17 protein-coding genes and 1 riboswitch are annotated in these 18,798 nt (G+C 74.2%); of the genes, 5 read left to right on the plus strand and 12 right to left on the minus strand.

The genetic code is table 11. The features are described from left to right. Positions 1 to 7: 7 nt before the first annotated feature. Both O7599_RS34130 and O7599_RS34135 read right to left on the minus strand, forming a co-directional pair. Positions 8 to 2,320 (minus strand): LuxR C-terminal-related transcriptional regulator, encoded by a 2,313-nt coding sequence (locus O7599_RS34130; protein WP_281619462.1) that lies wholly within the window; start codon positions 2,318 to 2,320, stop codon positions 8 to 10. After that, positions 2,298 to 3,482, minus strand: coding sequence for an acyltransferase family protein (locus tag O7599_RS34135; RefSeq protein ID WP_281619463.1), 1,185 nt, complete (start codon positions 3,480 to 3,482; stop codon positions 2,298 to 2,300). The genes O7599_RS34130 and O7599_RS34135 overlap by 23 nt, the downstream gene beginning before the upstream one ends. A 144-nt stretch (positions 3,483 to 3,626) precedes the next feature. Here O7599_RS34135 and O7599_RS34140 point away from each other — a divergent pair, with 144 nt between their 5' ends. Beyond that, positions 3,627 to 4,913 (plus strand): MFS transporter, encoded by a 1,287-nt coding sequence (locus O7599_RS34140; RefSeq protein WP_281619464.1) that lies wholly within the window; start codon positions 3,627 to 3,629, stop codon positions 4,911 to 4,913. A 39-nt stretch (positions 4,914 to 4,952) separates the two neighbouring features. Here the strand turns inward: O7599_RS34140 and dgoD are convergent, their stop codons facing one another. The 5 genes from dgoD to O7599_RS34165 are packed head-to-tail and all read right to left on the minus strand — an operon-like array spanning position 4,953 to position 11,326. Further along, positions 4,953 to 6,101 (minus strand): galactonate dehydratase, encoded by a 1,149-nt coding sequence (gene dgoD, locus O7599_RS34145; RefSeq protein WP_281619465.1) that lies wholly within the window; start codon positions 6,099 to 6,101, stop codon positions 4,953 to 4,955. A gap of 4 nt (positions 6,102 to 6,105) precedes the next feature. Next, the gene (locus tag O7599_RS34150) at positions 6,106 to 7,038 is read right to left on the minus strand and encodes a carbohydrate ABC transporter permease (protein WP_281619466.1); all 933 of its coding nucleotides are present in this window, start codon (positions 7,036 to 7,038) and stop codon (positions 6,106 to 6,108) included. Beyond that, complete coding sequence (locus O7599_RS34155; protein WP_281619467.1) at positions 7,035 to 7,982, minus strand: sugar ABC transporter permease; 948 nt, start codon at positions 7,980 to 7,982, stop codon at positions 7,035 to 7,037. The genes O7599_RS34150 and O7599_RS34155 overlap by 4 nt, the downstream gene beginning before the upstream one ends. After that, complete coding sequence (locus O7599_RS34160; RefSeq protein ID WP_281619468.1) at positions 7,979 to 9,307, minus strand: extracellular solute-binding protein; 1,329 nt, start codon at positions 9,305 to 9,307, stop codon at positions 7,979 to 7,981. The genes O7599_RS34155 and O7599_RS34160 overlap by 4 nt, the downstream gene beginning before the upstream one ends. A 24-nt stretch (positions 9,308 to 9,331) precedes the next feature. Continuing rightward, on the minus strand, positions 9,332 to 11,326 hold the full coding sequence (locus O7599_RS34165) for a beta-galactosidase (protein WP_281619469.1): 1,995 nt from the start codon (positions 11,324 to 11,326) through the stop codon (positions 9,332 to 9,334). 102 nt (positions 11,327 to 11,428) lie between these two features. Between O7599_RS34165 and O7599_RS34170 the strand changes: the two genes are divergently transcribed. Together O7599_RS34170 and O7599_RS34175 are read left to right on the plus strand one after the other, a co-directional pair. Continuing rightward, on the plus strand, positions 11,429 to 12,220 hold the full coding sequence (locus O7599_RS34170) for an SDR family oxidoreductase (RefSeq protein ID WP_281619470.1): 792 nt from the start codon (positions 11,429 to 11,431) through the stop codon (positions 12,218 to 12,220). Between the two features lie 71 nt (positions 12,221 to 12,291). Beyond that, positions 12,292 to 13,098 carry an FCD domain-containing protein gene (locus O7599_RS34175; RefSeq protein WP_281619471.1) on the plus strand — a complete coding sequence of 269 codons (807 nt, stop codon included), beginning with the start codon at positions 12,292 to 12,294 and terminating at the stop codon, positions 13,096 to 13,098. 110 nt (positions 13,099 to 13,208) lie between these two features. Here the strand turns inward: O7599_RS34175 and O7599_RS34180 are convergent, their stop codons facing one another. The 4 genes from O7599_RS34180 to O7599_RS34195 all read right to left on the minus strand — a co-directional run bounded on the left by O7599_RS34180 (position 13,209) and on the right by O7599_RS34195 (position 16,484). Then, positions 13,209 to 14,102 (minus strand): LysM peptidoglycan-binding domain-containing protein, encoded by an 894-nt coding sequence (locus O7599_RS34180; protein WP_281619472.1) that lies wholly within the window; start codon positions 14,100 to 14,102, stop codon positions 13,209 to 13,211. Positions 14,103 to 14,108: 6 nt separating this feature from the next. Continuing rightward, positions 14,109 to 14,284, minus strand: a riboswitch (cyclic di-AMP (ydaO/yuaA leader). Positions 14,285 to 14,387: 103 nt separating this feature from the next. After that, positions 14,388 to 15,044 carry a hypothetical protein gene (locus O7599_RS34185; protein ID WP_281619473.1) on the minus strand — a complete coding sequence of 219 codons (657 nt, stop codon included), beginning with the start codon at positions 15,042 to 15,044 and terminating at the stop codon, positions 14,388 to 14,390. Between the two features lie 330 nt (positions 15,045 to 15,374). Further along, entirely contained in the window at positions 15,375 to 15,623 is a 249-nt protein-coding gene (locus tag O7599_RS34190; RefSeq protein WP_047014672.1) for a DUF397 domain-containing protein, read from the minus strand. Then, positions 15,624 to 16,484 (minus strand): helix-turn-helix transcriptional regulator, encoded by an 861-nt coding sequence (locus O7599_RS34195; protein ID WP_281619474.1) that lies wholly within the window; start codon positions 16,482 to 16,484, stop codon positions 15,624 to 15,626. A gap of 234 nt (positions 16,485 to 16,718) precedes the next feature. Here O7599_RS34195 and O7599_RS34200 point away from each other — a divergent pair, with 234 nt between their 5' ends. Both O7599_RS34200 and O7599_RS34205 read left to right on the plus strand, forming a co-directional pair. Further along, positions 16,719 to 17,186: an ATP-binding protein gene (locus tag O7599_RS34200; protein ID WP_281619475.1), complete on the plus strand. Its 468-nt coding sequence runs from the start codon at positions 16,719 to 16,721 to the stop codon at positions 17,184 to 17,186. Beyond that, positions 17,183 to 17,608: a hypothetical protein gene (locus tag O7599_RS34205; RefSeq protein ID WP_281619476.1), complete on the plus strand. Its 426-nt coding sequence runs from the start codon at positions 17,183 to 17,185 to the stop codon at positions 17,606 to 17,608. The genes O7599_RS34200 and O7599_RS34205 overlap by 4 nt, the downstream gene beginning before the upstream one ends. A 160-nt stretch (positions 17,609 to 17,768) precedes the next feature. Here O7599_RS34205 and O7599_RS34210 read toward each other — a convergent pair whose 3' ends face one another. Continuing rightward, positions 17,769 to 18,746 carry a sugar phosphate isomerase/epimerase gene (locus O7599_RS34210; RefSeq protein WP_281619477.1) on the minus strand — a complete coding sequence of 326 codons (978 nt, stop codon included), beginning with the start codon at positions 18,744 to 18,746 and terminating at the stop codon, positions 17,769 to 17,771. Between the last annotated feature and the right edge of the window lie 52 nt (positions 18,747 to 18,798).

The raw sequence follows: 18,798 nt of genomic DNA on the forward strand, positions 1-18,798 counted from the left end.
GCGCGCCTCAGTCCGCCCGCGTCCGCAGGGAGCCGGAGAGCACGCCCGGGATCTGGGAGCGTGAGGTGAAGCCGAACTTCGCGAGGATGTGCTCCACGTGCGCGTCCACCGTGCGCTTGGAGATCACCAGTTGCCCGGCGATCTCGCGGTTCGTCAGCCCTCTGGCCACCAGCGCCGCCACCTGCCGCTGCCGCGGCGTGAGGCCGTCGCCCGCGCCCGGCGGCTGCGCCGGGACCACCGGCGCGGCCGGCGCCGCCTCGTCGGCCAGCGCCAGCGCCACGGCGGCGTCGGTGGGCAGCCGGCCGCCCTCGCGGAACGCGGAGTCGTAGCCGTCGTTGCCCAGCGCCTCGCGGGCCGCGTCCGCCGCGCAGCCGTGCAGGTCGTGCAGGACGGCGATGCCGAACCGGGCCTCCTTGACCGCCCGGCGCCAGAGCGCGTCCGCCGCGCCCTGCAGCACCGCCACCCGCTCGAAGTGCCGCAGCTCCGCGGCCCGCCAGGCGAAGCCCTCCAGGAAGTGCGCGACGCCCATCAGGTCGTGCAGCACCGCCTTGGCGCGGATGCCCTGCCGGGCGCACTCGATGCTCTCCAGGTGCTCGCCCTTGAGCCACAGGCCGATGCTCTTGACCCACAGCGCCCAGCCGCGCGACCACAGCTCGGCGGGGGTGCCCGCGTTGCGCCGGAGCGAGTCCTCGCTGAGCGCGATGCCCTCGCCCGTACCGCCGTTGAGCACGTGGAAGAAGCCCGCGAGGAAGCCGCTCATCAGTATCCCGGTCGCGTCGCCCTGCTCGGTCAGCGCGCGCCGGGCCGCTTCGAAGCCCTCGGCGACCCCATCGGCCCCGCCGCGGAAGTAGCGGGAGTGGTGGCGGAAGGTGCGGGTCCAGGCGAGCCCCGTACGGTCGTCGATGCGCAGCGCCACGGCCTCGGCCTCGTCGAGCAGCGCGAAGGTGTCGCCGCGCTCGCCCTGCATGTCCATGAACCAGCAGGTCAGCCAGAGCGCCTTGACCCGCTCCGGGCAGTCCTCCGGGCAGCGGTCGAGGGCGCGGCGCAGCCAGTAACGGCCCTCGGTGAGCAGCCCGGTGCAGTGCCAGTAGCCCCACAGCATCGTGGCCATCGACAGGCCCGCGGACCCGTCGTCCGGGTCGGCGACGCAGAACTCCAGCGCGACCCGTACGTCCGCCTGGTCGCGCACCATCTGCCGCAGCAGCGCCACCTGCCGGTCGCCGGTCCACTCGGCGTCGAACAGCCGGGCCCGGCGCAGGAAGTGGTCGCGGTGCCGGCGCCGGGTCCGCTCCGCCTCCGCGCCGCGGCCGAGCTGTTCGAGGCCGAACTCGCGGATGGTGTCGAGCATCCGGTAGCGGGTGCCGTCCTCGGACTCCACCCGCAGCACCACCGACTTCTCCACCAGCCCGATCAGCGCGTCGAGCACGCCCTCGGCGGGCAGCGCCCCCTCCGCGCCGACCGCCTCGGCGACCTCCAGGCTGAACTCCCCGGCGCACACCGCGAGCCGGGACCACAGCAGCCGCTCGGGCTCGGTGGACAGCTCGTAGCTCCAGCCGATGGTGGTACGGAGCGTCTGGTGCCGCGGCACGGCGGTGCGCCGGCCGCCGGTGAGCAACTGGAAGCGGTGGTCGAGCCGGTTCAGCATCTCCTCGGGCGAGAGCACCCGCAGCCGGCTGACGGCCAGTTCGATGGCCAGCGGGATGCCGTCGAGGCGCCGGCAGAGCGCGAGGACGTCGGCGCGGTTGTCGTCGTCGACGGTGAAGCCGGGCACGGCGGCGGCGGCCCGGTCGGTGAACAACTGCAGCGCGTCGTCCGCGGGCCCGGAGTCCGCGACGGCCAGCGGCGGGATCGGCAGGATGTGCTCGCCGGCGACGTCCAGCGGCTGGCGGCTGGTGGCGACGACGTGCAACTGCGGGGCGGCGCGGAGCAGTTCCTCGGCGAGCACGGCGCTGGCGTCGACCAGGTGCTCGCAGGTGTCGAGGATGAGCAGCGCCGTCTTGTCCTTGAGGTACGCGGCGAGCGCGTCCTCGGCCGGCAGCGCGGTCTGCTCCGGGAGGTCGAGCGCGGCGGCGACGGTGTTGGGCAGCAGCCGCGGGTCGGCGAGGGCGGACAGTGGTACGAGGGTGACGCCGTCGGGGAAGCGGGAGCGCAGCCGGTGCGCGCCGCGCACGGCGGTGCGGGTCTTGCCGACTCCGCCGGGCCCGGTGAGCGTGACCAGGCGGGCCTGCCGCAGGCAGGCGTCGAGCAGCGCGAGCTCCTGCCGGCGCCCGACGAAGCTGGTGGCTTCGGCGGGCAGCTCACCGGCGCTGCGGTTCCTCATCGTGGTCCCCCGGAGGTCGGTGACCGGCTGGCGACGTACAACCGACGGTCGTACAACCGACGACGGTAAGGGGCGCGGGGACGGGCGTCGGCGCGAGTACGCGGGATTCAACCGAACGGGGGGCGCGGGACGGCACCGTGCCCGCCGCCCGGAACAGCGGCGCGAGGCGCGGTTCGACCGCCCAGCGCAGCGCCCGGCGTACGGGGGGAGTGCACAGCAGCGCCATGCCCGCGACGGCGGCCGCGGTGACGGCCACGGGACCGGCGGGCGTGGTCAGCCACGCGGGCTCGTACCAGCCGCCGTACCGCGCACCCTGGGTGGCGAAGGCGTGCAGCAGATAGCCGTAGAGGGTGCCCGCGCCCAGCACGGTCCACCACAGCCGCCGCCCGGGCACCCAGGCGAGGAACGCCGCGACCAGCAGCAGCGAGCAGCAGAAGAGCACGGGCGCGACGAGCAGCCCCGTCCTGCCGGAGTGGCCGATCTCCTGGGCGGCGGCGTTGTGGTAGAGCCAGCGCCGGTCGGTGTGCGGCCCGAGTAGGTACGCGGCCACCGGCGCGGCCAGGAGCACCGGGGCGGCCAGGATCCGCGCCTCGCGCCGCCGCAGCAGCCGCAGCCGTTCCGGCGTGCAGGTCAGGCCGAGGACGAAGAACGGCAGGAGTTGCAGCACCCGTTGCAGCTCCAGGTCGGGGCCGATGCCGGGGGTGGCGGTGGCGAGCGCCGCGACCGCGAGCGCGACGGGCAGCGGGCGGCGCAGCGCCGTCCACAGCGGCACGGACAGCCGCCAGACGAAGAGCGCGAGCAGGAACCAGGTCACGCCCCAGGGGTCGAGCAGGCTGAGCGGACTTCCGTCGCCGCCGGCCAGGCGGCCGAAGAGGGTGTACGCGGTCTCGAAGACCAGGTACGGCGCGAGGAGGCCGGTGATCAGCCCGCGGGCCGGGCGCGGCGCGCCGTCCCGGCCGCGGGAGAAGTAGCCGGAGATCAGCACGAACGCGGGCATGTGGAAGACGTAGACGGCCTCGTACGCCGCGGCGACCGCCCGGCTGCCGTCCACCAGCGGCTCCCAGGCGTGCCCGCACGCGACGAGCACCACCGCCAGGAGCTTGGCGTTGTCGAAGTACGGGTCCCGCGGTGTGCCGGTGCTGTCCTTGCCGTTGCCGCTCACTCTTCTTCCCTATCATGCCGGTAGGAATAATGGGGAAACAGTCTTCGCCGGTACCGCGCCTCCCCCGGCTCCCGGCCGCCACCCGCGCTTCAGGCCGCGCGGACGATCTCGTACAGTGTCGGCCGACCCTGCCGAGGAGCGCGCATGACGGCCGACGCCCGCCGCACGGACCCCGCCCTCGGCGCCCCCGCAGCCGCCGCCGGCCGGCCGCCGGACGGCTCGCGGCGCTGGATGTGGCTGGCCGCCTGGCCCGTCGTCGCCGCGCTCGCCCTGTCCAACGAGCCCGCGCCGCTGTACGTGCTCTGGCAGGGCCGGTTCGGCTTCTCCGCCGCCACGATCACGCTGATCTACGCGGCCTACATCGGCGGCCTGCTCGTCACCCTGACGTTCGCGGGCACCCTTGCCGACCGGTACGGCCGCAAACCGGTGCTGCTGCCGGGCCTCGCGCTGTCGCTCACGGCCGCCGTGCTCTTCGCCACCGCGGACTCGGTCGCCGTGCTGGGCGTGGCGCGGCTGCTCAGCGGGTTCGCGGTGGGCGCGGTGCTGGCGGCGGGGATGGCGGCGGTGGCCGACCTGGCGCCGCCGGGGCAGAAGCAGTTCGGCGGGCTCGTCGCCTCCGCGTCGATGGTCGGCGGGGCAGCGCTGGGCCCGATGCTTGCGGGAGCGCTGTCGGAGGCGCTGCCGCATCCCACGACCCTGGTGTTCGTGGTGCAGGCGGGGCTGCTGCTCGTCGCGCTGGCGGTGGTGGTGCGGATGCCGCTTTCCTTCCCGGGGGAGCAGCCGGGCGGGGGAGCGGACGCACCGCCGGGGGGCGAAGGCGCGGCGGACCCGGCGCCCGGGCGTGCGCGCCGGCTCGTGCGCATCCCAACCGTCCCGCGCCCGCACCGCCGCACCCTGCTGCTCAGCCTCGCCGTCCTCGCCCCGGGCATGACCGCCACCGGGTTCGTGCTCTCGCTCGGCCCGTCCCTGCTGGCCGACCTGCTGGACAGCGACGACCGCGCGCTCGCCGGCGGCATGATCTTCCTGCTCTTCGCGGCGGCGACCGGCGTGCAGTTCGCCGTACGGACCTTGCGCGTCCGTGTCCTCTTCACCCTCGGCGCCGCCCTGACCACCGCCGGCATGGCGGCGCTGGTGCTGGCGACCGCCGTCACCTCCGTGCCGCTGCTGCTCGCCGCCGCCGTGCTGGCCGGGCTCGGCCAGGGCAGCGCGCAGCTCGGCGGGCTCGGCACGCTCAGCGCCCGCATACCGGCCACCCGGCTCGCCGAGGCCAACGCGGCGCTCACCGGCGGCGGTTACCTGATGGCCGGGGTGCTGCCGGTCGCCGCCGGGTACCTCAGCGACGCGGTGGGGCTGACGGCGGGCACGACGGCGTTCGGCGTCGCCGTCGCGGTGCTGGTGACGGCCGGCGCGGTGGCCGCCACCCGCCGCTGAGCCGCGCCCGGCCGGCGCTCAGCCGGCACAGCCCCGGCGTCACCACTCCGCGTACGAGCCGTCCGGGTGCCGCCACACCGGGTTGTGCCAGCTCTCCGCCGTCCCGTCCGCCGCCCGTACCGCCCGCTCGTCGATCTCCACGCCCAGCCCCGGACCGGTCGGCCGCAGCAGATGCCCGGCATGGAAGCGGAAGACCTCCGGGTCCGCGACGTAGTCGAGCAGCTCCGCGCCGGTGTTGTAGTGGATGCCGATCGACTGCTCCTGGATGAGGAAGTTCGGCGTGCAGAACGCGAGTTGCAGGCTCGCGGCCAGCGCCAGCGGCCCCAGCGGGCAGTGCGGCGCGACGGCCGCGTCGAACGTCTCGGCCAGCGACGCGATCCGCCGGCACTCCGAGATCCCGCCGGCGTGCGAGAGGTCCGGCTGCAGCACCGCGGCGCCCGCCCGCAGCGCCGGCAGCATCTCGCCGCGCGAGAACAGCCGCTCGCCCGTCGCGACCGGCACCGCCGTCGAGCGGGTGACCCGCTCCAGCACGTGCGTGTGCTCGGGCAGCACCGGCTCCTCCACGAACATCGGCGCGTACGGCTCCAGCACCCCGATCGCCCTGATCGCGCCGGCCGCCGAGAACCGCCCGTGGAAGTCGACGGCGAAGTCCCGCTCCGGACCCAGCGCGTCGCGGGCGGCCTCCGCGCGCGCCGCGACCCGGCGCAGGTCGGCGACGTTCGGCAGCCGGTCCATCCGCCCCGAGCCGTTCATCTTCACCGCCGTGAAGCCCGCCTCCACCTGCGCGGCGACCTGGTCGCGCACCTCGCCGGGCTCGTCGCCGCCGACCCAGCAGTACGCGCGGGCCCGCTCGCGCACCGGGCCGCCGAGCAACTGGTGCACGGGCGCGCCGAACGCCTTGCCCGCGAGGTCCCACAGCGCCTGGTCCAGGCCCGCGACGGCGGAGGAGAGCACCGGCCCGCCGCGGTAGAAGGAGCCCTTGGTCATGAGCTGCCAGTGGTCCTCGATCCGCAGCGGATCGGCGCCCAGGAGGAACTGCTCGGCGAGTTCGTGGACGGCCGTGCGGACGGTCGCCGCCCGGCCCTCCACGACCGGCTCGCCCCAGCCCACGAGGCCGTCGTCCGTCTCGACCCGGCAGAACAGCCAGCGCGGCGGCACGGCGAAGGTCTCGATGCGGGTGATCTTCAACTGCTCACTCCTTGACGCTGCCCTCGGTCAGCCCGGTCCGCCAGAAGCGCTGGAGGACGAGCATCGCGACGGCCAGGGGGACGACGGAGACGAAGGCTCCGCCGATGGTGTACTGCGTGAGTTCCGGCACCCGGTCCGCGGCCTGCTGCCAGGTGACGAGACCGAGGGTGATCGGGTACTTCCGGTCGTCGGAGAGCATCACCAGCGGCAGGAAGTAGTTGTTCCAGATGTGCACGAACTGGAAGAGGAAGACGGTCACCAGCGCCGGCGTCATGATCCGCAGCACCAGCGAGAAGAAGATCCGCGCCTCGCCCGCGCCGTCCACCCGCGCCGCCTCCAGCAGCGTGTCGGGCACCGCCGACTCGGCGTAGATGCGGCACAGGTAGACGCCGAACGGGCTGACGACGCTGGGGATCAGCACGCCCCAGTAGGTGTTGGTCAGCTCCAGCTTGCTGAACATCAGGTACAGCGGCAGCGCCAGCGCCGTCGAGGGCAGCAGCACGCCCGCGAGGACGAACTTGAACACCGCCTCCCGGCCCGCGAAGCGGTACTTGGCGAGCGCGAAGCCGGCCGCGGCGGACAGCAGCGTCGCCACCACCGCCCCGACTCCCGCGTACAGCAGGGAGTTCAGCGTCCAGCGCAGGTAGACGTGGCCGTCGTAGCTGAAGACCTGGCCGAGGTTGTCCCACAGTTGCGGGTCGTCGAACCACAGGCCGAAGGAGCCGTAGAGGCTGTCGTTCGACTTGGTGGCCGCGACCACCAGCCAGTAGACCGGCAGCAGGAAGTACAGCGCGGCCGCCGTGAGCACGGCGACGAGCACGATGCGGCCGGGGCGCGGCGGCCGGCGCCGGCGCGGTGCGGGTACGGGCGCGGCGGGCGGGGACCCGGCCGCGGCGGTGCCCTCCGCGGTGCCGGTCTCGGTGTCGGTGGCGCTCACCGCTCGCTCCTTTGCTTGCGGGTGACGAGACTGAGGAACCCGAACGACAGCACCATCGCGACGACCGCGAGGATGACCGACTTGGCCGCGGCCAGGTAGAGGTTGGCGTTCGCGAAGGCGTCGAAGTACGCGCTCAGGTTGGGGGTGTAGTCCGTGGTGACGGCCGGGGCGACCTTCTTCAGCACCAGTGGCTCGGCGAAGAGCTGCATCGTGCCGATGATGGAGAACACGGTGGTCAGCACCAGCGCCGGCCGCACCAGCGGGATCTTGATGCGCAGCGCCGTCTGCCACGGCCCGGCGCCGTCGATCCGCGCGGCCTCGTACAGCTCCTGCGGCACGGACTTGAGCTGGGCGATGATGATCAGCATGTTGTAGCCGGCGAACTCCCAGACCACGATGTTCGCGATGGACCACAGCACGTTGTCGTAGCCGAGGAAGTCCGGCTGGAAGCCGAGGTCGCCGAGCACGTCGTTGACCGGGCTGACCCCGGGCACGTACAGGAAGCCCCACAGGATGGTGGCGATCACGCCGGGTATGCCGTACGGCAGGAAGTACGTGGCCCGCAGCAGCCCCGCCCAGCGGCCGGAGACCTGGTCCAGCAGCAGCGCGAGGACGAGCGCCAGCAGCAGCATCACCGGCACCTGCACGATGCCGAAGAGCAGCACCCGGCCGAAGCCCTCGACGAACGTCTCCTGCTGCAGGGCGAGGGAGTAGTTCTCGAAGCCGGCGAAGCCCACCGACGGCTCGCCCAGGCCCATGGGGCCGCTGCGCTCGACCTTCAGCATGCTCTGGTAGACGGCGTAGAAGATCGGCACGACCATCGCGAACAGGTACAGCGCCAGGAACGGGCCGAGGAACGCCCACGCCTTGCGGTCGGGGCGGCCACGGCGCCGGCGGCGAGCCGTCTCCGGCCGCGCCGTGCCGGGCTTCGCGGAGGTGCTCATCGCGCGCTCCTCGCCTGGAGTCCCTTGGCCTTCAGGTCGTCCACGAACATGCCCTCGGCGTCCTTCAGCGCGTCCGAGAAGGAGCCGTGGCCGGCGATGACGCGGCCGAAGCCGTCCTGGATGTGGGCGTACGACTGGGTCGTCGTCGGCCCGAAGCGCCAGGAGGTGTCGACGTTGCGGTCGGAGAGCTGGAAGACCTCGTTGTAGCGCTGGCCGCCGAAGAACGGGTCGGGCTTGCCGAGCGCGGAGTCCGCCAGCTCGATCTTCGCCGCCGGCCAGCCGTAACCGGCTTCGACCAGCAGGTCGATCGCCGCCGGGTCGGTGTTGAGCCAGTGCGCGAACCGCAGCGCCTCCACCGGGTGCCTGCTGCCCTGCAGGATCGCCGTGGACGAGCCGCCCCAGTTGGACGAGGCGTGCGCGCCGCGCTCCCACTGCGGCAGCTCGGCGACGCGCCACCGGCCCTCGGTGCGCGGCGCGTTGCCGCGGATCAGCGCGTCGTACCACTGCGCGCCCGGCCAGGTGGCCAGCCCGCCGGTCTGTATCCCCTTGAAGTACGCGGACTGCGAGTCCTGGATGGGCGACACCAGGCCGTCGGAGACCATCCCGTCCCAGTAGTCGGCGACCTGGAGCGACTCCGGGCTCGTGAGGTCGACCACCCAGGTGTCGCCCTCGGTGCTCACCCAGTGGGCGCCGCGCTGCCAGGCGAAGGCGGAGAACCACTGGGCGTTGGCGGGCGGGAAGGCGCTGATGAGCGAGCCGCCGCTGCGCTTCTTGATCTTCACGGCGGCGGCCCGGTACTCGTCCCAGGTCGCCGGGACGTCGATGTCCCACTTCTCCAGGAGGTCCTGGCGGTAGAACAGGCCCATGGGGCCGGACGCCTGCGGGATCGCGTACGTCTCGCCCGCGAAGACGCCCTGCTGCCACTGCCAGTCGACGTAGTCGTCCTTCAGCTCGTCGGCGCCGTACTCGCTCAGGTTCGTCAGACCGTTGACGAGCATGAACTCGGGCAGCGCGTAGTACTCCACCTGCGCCAGGTCGGGCGGGTCGCCCGCGGTGAGGGAGGCGTACATCTTCTGGTAGCCCCCCGAGGTGTTGGCGGGCACCGTCTGCACGTCGACCCGGATGTCCGGGTTCTCCTTGTTCCACAGCGCCACGGCCTTCTGCAGCGGCACCCAGGTCCAGAAGGTCAGCGTGACCTTCTGCCCCGGCCTGCGCTCGGTCGCCCGGGTCATCCGGGCCGCGCCGACCTCCTCGCCGCAGCCCGCGAGGGCGGGCGCGGCGGCGGCCGCGGCACCCCACGCCAGGACCTTCCTTCTGGTGGGCATCCGACCTCCTTGTCAGACGTCTTCTCAGGACTGCAGTACGACCACGCCGCGCGCCGGCAGGTCGACGGAGCCGACCGGGCCGGCCGCGGGGTCCGCGCCGTCGCCGGCGAGCGTGAGCATCGGCTCGGGCAGGGTCACGGACGCGGTGCTCGTGCCGTGGTTGAGCAGGAAGAGGAAGCGACCGTCCGCGCCCTCGCGCACGGTGGCCTGCACGCCCGCCGGCAGCCCCGGCAGCACCGGCGCGACCGCGGCCCCGGCGCGTACCCGGTCCACCAGGGTGCGCATCGCCGCCGCCGGGAGCCGCGTGCCGGCGTACCAGGCGACGCCGTCCCCGTACGTGTGCCGGGTGATCGCCGGCCGGCCGGCCAGCTCACCCGCGCCGAACGCCGCGACGGCCTCCGCGCCTTCGAGGTCGATCGCCTCGGACCACAGGTCGCCGCTGCCGGCCAGCGCGCCGGTCAGCGGCAGGCTCTGCCCCTCCGCGAGCGGCCAGAACTCCTCGACGCGCAGCCCCAGCACCTCGCGCAGCGGCGCCGGGTAGCCGCCGACGTGGACGCGGTCGCAGTCGTCGGAGATGCCGGTGAAGTACGAGACGAGCAGGTGGCCCCCGGCGCGTACGAACTCCGTCAGCCGGGCCCCCGTCTCGGCACTCATCAGATAGAGGTTCGGCACCACCACGAGCCGGTAGGCGGACAGGTCGCGGTCCGGCGGCACCACGTCGCACTCCACGCCCGCCTCGAAGAACGGCCGGTAGTGGCGGCGCAGCGTCTCGGCGAAGTCCAGGTCCGCGGACGGGTGCGAGCCCTGGTCCAGCGCCCACCAACTGTGCCAGTCCGCGAGCAGCGCCACCTCGGGCCGCGAGCGCGCGCCGGCGAGCTGCGGGACGCCGCCCAGCTCCCGGCCCAGCGCGCTCACCTCGCGGAAGATCCGGGTGTCGGTGCCGGCGTGCGGCACCATCGCCGAGTGGAACTTCTCGGCGCCGCCGGGGGTCGCCCGCCACTGGAAGTACAGCACCGCGTCCGCGCCCTGCGCGACGGCCTGCCAGCTCCACAGCCGCATCGCGCCGGGCGGCTTGGGGCTGTTGCGCGCCCGCCAGTTGACGGCGCTCGGCGCCTGCTCCATCAGCATCCAGGGGCGCCCGCCGCCCGCGGAGCGGGTGACGTCGAAGGCGAGGGCGGCGCCGACGTGGGTCTCGGGGTCGTACGGGTCCTGGTAGTAGTCCAGCGCCTGGACGTCCTCGTGCGCCGCCCAGGCGTACGGGTCGACGGGCTTGTGCAGCGGCATGTGGTTGGTGGTGACGGGCACGTCGGGGGTGATCCGGCGCAGCGCCTCCTTCTCGGCGAGGTAGCACTGCAGCAGCGCGTCGTCGCAGAAGCGCGCGTAGTCCAGCACCTGGGCCGGGTTGGGGTGCGTGGGGGTTCTGCGCGGCGGGAAGATCTCCTCGAAGGTGCCGTAGCGCTGCGACCAGAAGGTGGTGGCCCAGGCGGCGTTCAGCGCTTCGACGGTGCCGTGGCGCTCGCGCAGCCAGCGGCGGAAGTCGGCGGCGGAGACGTCGCAGTAGCACCGCGGGTTGGAGCAGCCGTACTCGTTGCCGATGTGCCAGCTCTCCAGGGCGGGGTGGGTGCCGTAGCGGGTGGCCAGCTCGGTGACCAGGCGGACCGCGTGCTCGCGGTAGACCGGGCTGGAGGGGCAGAAGTGCTGGCGCGAGCCGGGCCACTGGCGGACGCCGTCGGCGTCCTGCGGCAGGACCTCGGGGTGCCGCTCGGTCAGCCACGGCGGCGGGGAGGCGGTCATGGTCGCCAGGCAGACCCGTATGCCCGCGCCGTGCAGGTCGTCCAGCACGCGGCCGAACCAGTCGAAGTCGTACGTGCCGGGCCGCGGTTCGACCAGCGCCCAGGAGAAGATCCCGGCGGTGACCATGGAGACCCCGGCCTCCTTCATCAGCCGGATGTCCTCGGCCCTGACCTCCTCGGGCCAGTGCTCGGGGTTGTAGTCGCCGCCGAAGTGGATGCGCGCCACGCTGTTTCCGCCCCTCTTGCTCAATTCTTAAATTACGAATTAACCTTGCCGGGCAACGTAGAAGTGCCGCGGCAGATCCGTCAACACCCGGAGCGTGACCTCGTGACAGCAGCCGGAGCCGCGCAACCCCCGCACACCGCACGCTTCGCCGGCCGCACCGCGGTCGTCACCGGCGCCGCCGCCGGCATCGGCGCGGCCACCGCCCGCCGGCTCGCCGCCGAGGGCGCCGCCGTCGTCGTCGCGGACATCGACGGCGACCGGGCGGAGGCCGCCGCCGCGGAGATCACCGCCGCCGGCGGCACGGCCGCGGCCGTCGCCGCGGACGTGGCCGGGGAGGACGGCTGGGCGCGCATCCTTGCCGCGGCCGGGGGCTTCGGCCCCGTCGGCGTCCTGGTCTCCAACGCCGTCGCCGTCGACGTCGCCCCCGCGCACGAGACGTCGCCCGCCTCCTGGCGGCGTCAGGTCGACGTGGGCCTGACCGCCGCGTTCCTCGGCTTCCGCGCCTGCCTGCCCGGCCTGCGCGCGCAGCCGGACGGGCCCGGTGCCGCGGTGCTGGTCTCCTCCGTGCACGCCCGGCACGGCATCCCCGGCCACCCCGCGTACGCCGCCGCCAAGGGCGGGCTGCTCTCGCTGGCCGGCCAACTCGCCGTCGAGTACGGCCCGTCGGTGCGGGTGAACACCGTGCTGCCGGGACCGGTGCTCACCCGGCTCTGGGACCGCGTGCCCGAGGCGGACCGCAGGGCCAGCGCCGCGCAGACCGCCGCCGGCAGGCTGGGCGCGCCGGAGGAGGTGGCCGCCGCGGTCGCCTTCCTCGCCTCACCGGAGGCGTCGTACGTCACCGGCACGAGCCTGGTCGTCGACGGCGGCTGGAGCGTCGTAAAGTCGTCGGCCTGAGCCGGGGCGCCGCGGGGCGGCGCGGGCGGCGGGGGAGCAGTCGAGCAGGATTCAGGGAGGAGCGAGCGGCCATGCCGGGTTACGCCCGCCGCGGGGTGCACGGACAGACGGTGGAGACCCTCGCGCACCGCGTCCTCGGCGGCGAGATCGCCGAGGGCGCCACCCTCGACCTCGCCGCCCTCCAGGCCGAACTGGGCGTGAGCCTCACCGCGCTGCGCGAGTCGCTGAAGGTGCTGGCGGCCAAGGGCATGGTCGACGCGCGGCAGAAGCGCGGCACGTTCGTCCGGCCGCGCTCCGACTGGCACCTCCTCGACGCCGACGTGCTGCGCTGGCGCTTCGAGTCCGCGGCCCGGCAGCAGGGCGAGGGCGATGCCGCGCGGTCGCGCCCCGCCGCCGCCCCGCTGCTGCGCGACCTGGACGAGGTGCGCGGCATCGTCGAGCCGGCGGCGGTCCGGCTGGCGGCCGTGCGGCGTACCGCCGCCGACCTGTCGGCGCTGGAGGAGGCGCTCGCGGCGATGGCCGGGGCGCGGGACGGCGCGACCGCCTCCGCCGCGGCCGTCGCGGCGGACCTCGCCTTCCACCGCGCCCTGCTCGCCGCCTCGCACAACGAGCTGCTGGAGCGCATGGATCTGGTCATCGCGAGCGGACTGGCCGCGCGCGACCACCTGGTGCACGGCCCCGGGCACCATCCGCAGGATCCCGTGCCGGGGCACCGCGCCGTGCTGGAGGCGATACGGGCCGGGGACCCGGACGCCGCGGAGTCGGCGATGCACCGGCTCCTCGCGCAGGCGGCGCGGGACCTGGCCGAGGTGTCCGGGGCGGCTCCGCCCGCGCCCGCGCCGCCGCCCCCGGCGACGGAACAGGCGGCCGGGACGTAGCCCTGGGGCCGTACCCGAGCGGGGGGTCCGTAACCGAACGCGCCCCGCCGCGCGGACGATCCGCGCGACGGGGCGGCGGGAGACTCACCGCGGGCCCGGAGCCCTCGGCATCAGTACCAGTTGTTGGCCTGCCAGAACTCCCAGGCGCCGCACGGGCTGCCGTAGCGCTCGTTCATGTAGTCCAGGCCCCACTTGAGCTGGGTGACCGGGTTGGTGCGCCAGTCGGCGCCGGCCGAGGCCATCTTGTCGCCGGGCAGCGCCTGCATCAGGCCGTACGCGCCGGAGCTGGGGTTGGTCGCGGTGTGGTCCCAGCCGCTCTCCCGCTCCACGATGTTGCTGAAGCAGGTGAACTGGTCCGCGGGCACGATCTCCCGCGCCGCGGCCTGGATGCCGGACTCGGTGGTCGGGACGCTCGCCTGCGACGCCTCGGTGGCACCGCCGGAACTCCCGGAGGACGACGCGCCGTTCGGGTCGACGGCCTCGCTGACCTTGCCGCCCTCGGTGTCGACGCGCAGTTCCGTGCCGACCTTGAGCGCGGCCGGGTTGTCGCCGATGGCCTTCTTGTTGTCGACGTACACGCGCTGCCAGCCGCCGGGCACGTCGTACTTCGCGGCGATCTTGGAGAGCGTCTCGCCGGCGGCGACGGTGTGCCCGACGTAGCGCTGCTGCTTCTTCTCGGTGGTGGCAGCGCTCTGTTCGGCGTCGGTGGGCTTGCTCTCGGCCTGCTTCTTCCCGTCGAGGTCCAGCTCCTGGCCCGGCAGGATCAGGTGCGGGTTGTCGCCGACGGCCGCCTTGTTGGCCTCGTACAGCCGCTGCCAGTCGGCCCCGAATCCGTTGTCCTCGGCGATCTCCGAGAGGGTGTCGCCCTTCTCGACCGTATAGGCGTGCGCGGCGGTCGCCGCGAGGCTGCCGACGACGGGCAGGGCTATGCCCACCCCCGCGGCGGCGGCATAGCGGCGGGTGGAGCGCGACTTGGGCGCGCGCCGGGTGCCGGTTCCGGCCATGGTGGCTCGCTCTTTCTCCGACGCCTGCGAGGTGAGCTGTCGGGTTCGGGCTGGAGTTGCCCGGCCGCGTCGTGCGGTGCGGCTTCACCCCGAGTCGGGGAGTCCGGTGCGGTCCTGCCACCGTGCCTCCGGCCGACGGAGAAGTGGTTCCCCCGCTCCTGCCCGAACGGCTGTGGGGACGACGGTTCCGGGCTCCGACGGGCAGGATTCGGCGTACCGGAGCGCGGTGCTCGCGTCTGCGAACGTCTGGGACACTAGGAGATCGAACGGCAGATCACAAGCGGATCACGAGGATCCACGCGTAGTCTGACGCTCCGTGGTGACGCGCGCACGCGCGGGGCGGCTGGGGCGGGTGTGACGTTCGGCACCCGGTCCGCGGCGCAGCGCCTCCAACAGCGGCTGTCCCGCCGGTACGACGAGACCGTGCACCCCGCGCTCCGCGGCGCCGGCGAGGGCGGCCCGCCAGGCGTCAGGACCGGCGGGCGCCGCCACCGGGGTCCAGCGCCCGGCGCCCGGTTCCTCGTAGCCGGGACCGGCGGGCGCGAGCCGGCGGAAGGCGGGCACCTTGGGGGCGACGGCGACGAGTTCGGCGCACCGCCGCGAGTCCGCGGCGAGCGCGAGCCTGCCGGCGCTGAGCAGCACGACGGTGGCCAGGGCCCGGGCCAGCAGGGCGGCCTGCGGGACGGTGTCGGGCAGGGCGACGACGAGCTTCGCCCGGCTCGTGGCGGTGGCCAGGGCGGCGGCGAGCGCCAGCACGTCGTGCGCCGGGTCCGGACCGCCGTCCAGCCACAGCGCGTCGGCGCCCGCGGAGTCGTACGCCGCGCACTCCGCGAACCAGGCGCCGGGCTCCTCCGGCAGCCGGGGGAGCAGTACCCCGACGCGGACCGCCCGCCGGGCGGCGGCCGGGACGGCGCCGGAGGGCGCGGGTGGAGATGGGCTCATCGCGGGCCTCCCCGAGTGGCTGACGAGGGCCATCGGGGGCATACCGTACGCCTCTACGTCGCGGAAGGCAGCGGTTCGTACACCCACGGTTCATGATTTTTGAAATTTCATGTGCCGCGCCACCGCGCGGGGTTGGGCACCGGACCCGTGAACACCGAGGGAGGGGACCCCCCCGGGGTGTCCCCTCCCTCTCTGTACTCCCGGCCGGCGGCCCACGTCAGCGCATGCGGGCCACTCCCCCGTTCGCCGGGATGGACTCGCCGTCCGGTGCGGACGGCGAGTGGACCGGGCGGCGCCGCGGGCGGTGCGCGGGCACGGCGCCGGGCGCGGTCACGCGGGGCTCCGCGAGAGCAGGAAGTCGGCTTCGCCCGCCTTGGCGCCCTCGATGAACGCGTCCATCTCACCGGGGGTGTAGATCAGGGCGGGACCGTCGGGGTGGGCCGAGTGCCGGACCGCTATCCGGCCGTCCCGTAGCTTCATGGCCTCGACGCAGTTGCCGCCGTTGCCGCCGCTCCACGGCTTGTGCCAGCCTTCGGTGCCGAGATCGGCGGCCGGCATGCCGTTGTAAATGCGTTCCATTCACAGCTCCTTGCGGAAGTCCCGGAGGACGTCCTTCGTGCGTTGTGCCGTCGCCGCCTGGGCCGCCATGTGGTCCAGGGCGGCGAGGTGTGTGGCCACCTCGTGCCGGCCGTCGAGGTAGACGGCGCCGGTGAGGTACTCGGTGTAGATCATGTCCGGCAGCTCCGGCATGGCGAACCGGAAGAGGACGAAGGGGCTGTACGTGCCCGGGTGGTGTCCGGTGCGGAACTCCGCCATCTGGAACGTGACGTTGGGCAGCGAGGAGAGGTCGAGGAGCCGGTCGACCTGCGCGCGCATCACCGCGCCGCTGCCCACCGGGCGGCGCAGGACCGTTTCATCGACGATCGCCCAGAACCGCGGCGCGTGCTCGCGGGTGAGCAGTTCCTGGCGCTCCATGCGCAGCGCGACGTGCCGCTCGATCTCGGCGGGGCCGATCCGGCCGAGGGAGCCGACCTTCAGCACGTGCCGCGCGTAGTCCTCGGTCTGCAGCAGGCCGGGCACGAACTGCGGCTCGTACGACCTGATGAGCGACGCCGCGCCCTCCAGGCTCACGTACATGCTGAACCAGTCGGGCAGGATGTCGTGGAACCGCTGCCACCAGCCGGGCTCGTTCGCCTCCTCGGCCAGCGCGACGAAGGCGTCGACCTCCTCCTGGGCGATGCCGTACGCCTGCAGCAGCATCTGCACGTACGGGATCTTCAGCGCGACCTCGGCGGTCTCCATCCGGCGCACGGTGGCGGGGGCGACGCGCAGGGTCCGGGCAGCCTCCTCGCGCTTGAGCCCGGCCCGCTCGCGCAGCTCTTGGAGCCGCTTCCCGAGCACGACCTGCCCCACGGTCGGCGCGGACCGCGGTTCGCTCACGCCATACCTCCCTGTCGGACTGCCGCAAGCAGTGTGCCACGCCCGGGCCTCGGCGGACACAGTGCAACGGAAACTCTGAAAATTTCACAGTGAGGGTTGCCAAGTGACAACGGCGGGGCCATAGTTTGGGCTGTGAGCCAGTCCACACAGCCGTATCGCTCGGGGGTCGTGACACAGGGCCCCGGCTTGCCGGGATCCCGTTCGGGGGTCGATGCGGCGCGGTGCGGTTTCGAGGTGCCGGGCCGCGCGGAGGCCGTCACGGTCGCCCGCCGGCTCGCCCGCGAGCAACTGCACCGCTGGGGGGTGGAGGACGAGGTGGGCGACAGCGCCACCCTCGTCCTCTCGGAACTGGTGACCAACGCACTGCTGCATACGGGGAGTCGGCGCATAGGGTGCGAGCTGCGCTGCAGCGCCGACCGCCTGCGGCTGGCCGTCACCGATCAGGGTGCCGAGCCGGGCCGCCTGCGGGTGCAGCGGTCGGCCGCGGACGAGCAGGGGCGGGGGCTGCTGCTCGTCACCGCGGTGAGCAGTAGCTGGGGGGCGTACGACGCCCGTCCCGGCCCGGGCCTGGTGGTCTGGGCGGAGCTGCTGCGTGAGGAGCCGGCGGCCGGGACGGCCGCCGGCCCGAGCGCTCCGGGCACCCGCGCGGCGGCCGGCCGGCCGGAGGCCGGTGGGCCCGCCGGCAGGCGGACCGCAGGATGATGCGCACCGAGCCCGGCGGCCGGCTCCGGCTGGCCGTGCCGGGCGCGGACACCGCGGCGCTCGGCGGTGACGCGGTGGGCGTGCCCGAGCGGATCGGGTACGACGTGATGGCGCGGCTGCCGCGCGTCGGCTGCGTCTTCGCCGACGGCAGCCGGTGGTGGTGGATCGTGCCGGCCGGCTCGGACCTCGGTCTGCACTGGCCGCGGAGCGTCGACTACGCGCCGGGCGCCGCCGTGCCGGGTCCGGCCGCCGGTTCCGGGGGAGCGGCGGCCGGACCCCGGCTGGTGCACCGGCCGGCGGACGGCGTTCCGTACACGCCGCCGATCCCGCTGTACCTGCTGGTCTGCCGGCGTACCGGCGTCGAGCCCGCCTGGTCCTGCGACGTCGCCCGGGCGGCAGCGGGCCGCAGCGACGCCGCCTGAGCACCCGCGGCGGACCGGTCGGCGGGCACCTCCTCGTTTCGGTTGCGGGGGAGGTGCCCGCGGCCGGCCCGGCGCGGGCACGGCACCGCGCGGCCCGCGCCGCCGGTGGCGGCGGCGCGGGCCCGCCCGCCGGCGCCCTTCCCGCGGGCGCCGACGGGGGTCAGCAGCCCCGGCGGCGCAGCGCGACCATCGCGTCGTAGCTCGTCTCGGCCGCCCAGATCGAGCCCTGCGGCTCCTGCGGGCCGCGGTCCTGCTCCCAGAAGTACAGCGGCAGCCCCGGCGCCCGCAGTCCGCTGAAGAAGCGGCGGAAGTCCAGCTCGCCCTGGCCGAAGACCACGTCGCGGTACTGGTTCGTCAGCGCCGGGTCCCGCACGCCGTCCTTGACGTGGAAGGCGATGTAGCGCTGCGGGGCGGCGTTGACGTAGTCCAGCGGGTCGAACTCGCCGAGCTGGTCGCGGAAACGGAGCGAGGCGCCGAACGCCCACAGGATGTCCAGCTCCAGGAAGACGTACCGCGGGTCGGTGCCGGCGAGGAACAGGTCGTGGCGCCGCTCGCCGGGCCGGTCGGAGACCGGGCCGAACTCGTTGGTGTGGTTGTGCTGGTAGACCTTCAGGCCGTAGCCGCGGGCCACCTCGCCGGACTCGTTGAAGCGGTCGGCGCCGGCCTGGATCTCCGCGGCCGTACCGCCGGGGAAGTCGCTGGCGGTGCCGACGTACCTCATCCCGAGCGTGGCGGCGTTCTCGAACTCCTGCTCGCGGGTGTCCGCGTTGAGCAGCGCGTCGAGCCCGAGGTGGGCGCCGCCGGCGCGCAGGCCGTTGTCGTCGAGCAGCTTGCGCAGCCTGGGGACGGTCATGTCCGGCTCGGCCGGCGAGGTGTAGCCGGCGAACTCGATGTGCTTGTAGCCGATCTCGGCCAGCTCCGCCAGCACCGGCGTGAAGCCGCGCTGCTGGATCTGGTCGCGGACGCTGTAGAGCTGCAGGCCGATGCGGCCCCGGGGGATCAGGCCGCCGCGGCCGTGGCCGCGGGCGGCGGCGGGGGCCGCGAGGGCCGCGGCACCCGCGGCGACGGCGGCGGTGCCGGCCGCCGTACCGGCGGCGGCCCGGAGGAATCCACGGCGGTGCAGGCTGGGCTTGCTCATGTCGTGTCTCTCCCGCGAGGTGTGGGTGTGGACGGGGTGGGATACCGCGGGA

Source organism: Streptomyces sp. WMMC500, assembly GCF_027497195.1.
In the GTDB taxonomy this organism is placed as follows: Bacteria; Actinomycetota; Actinomycetes; order Streptomycetales; family Streptomycetaceae; genus Streptomyces.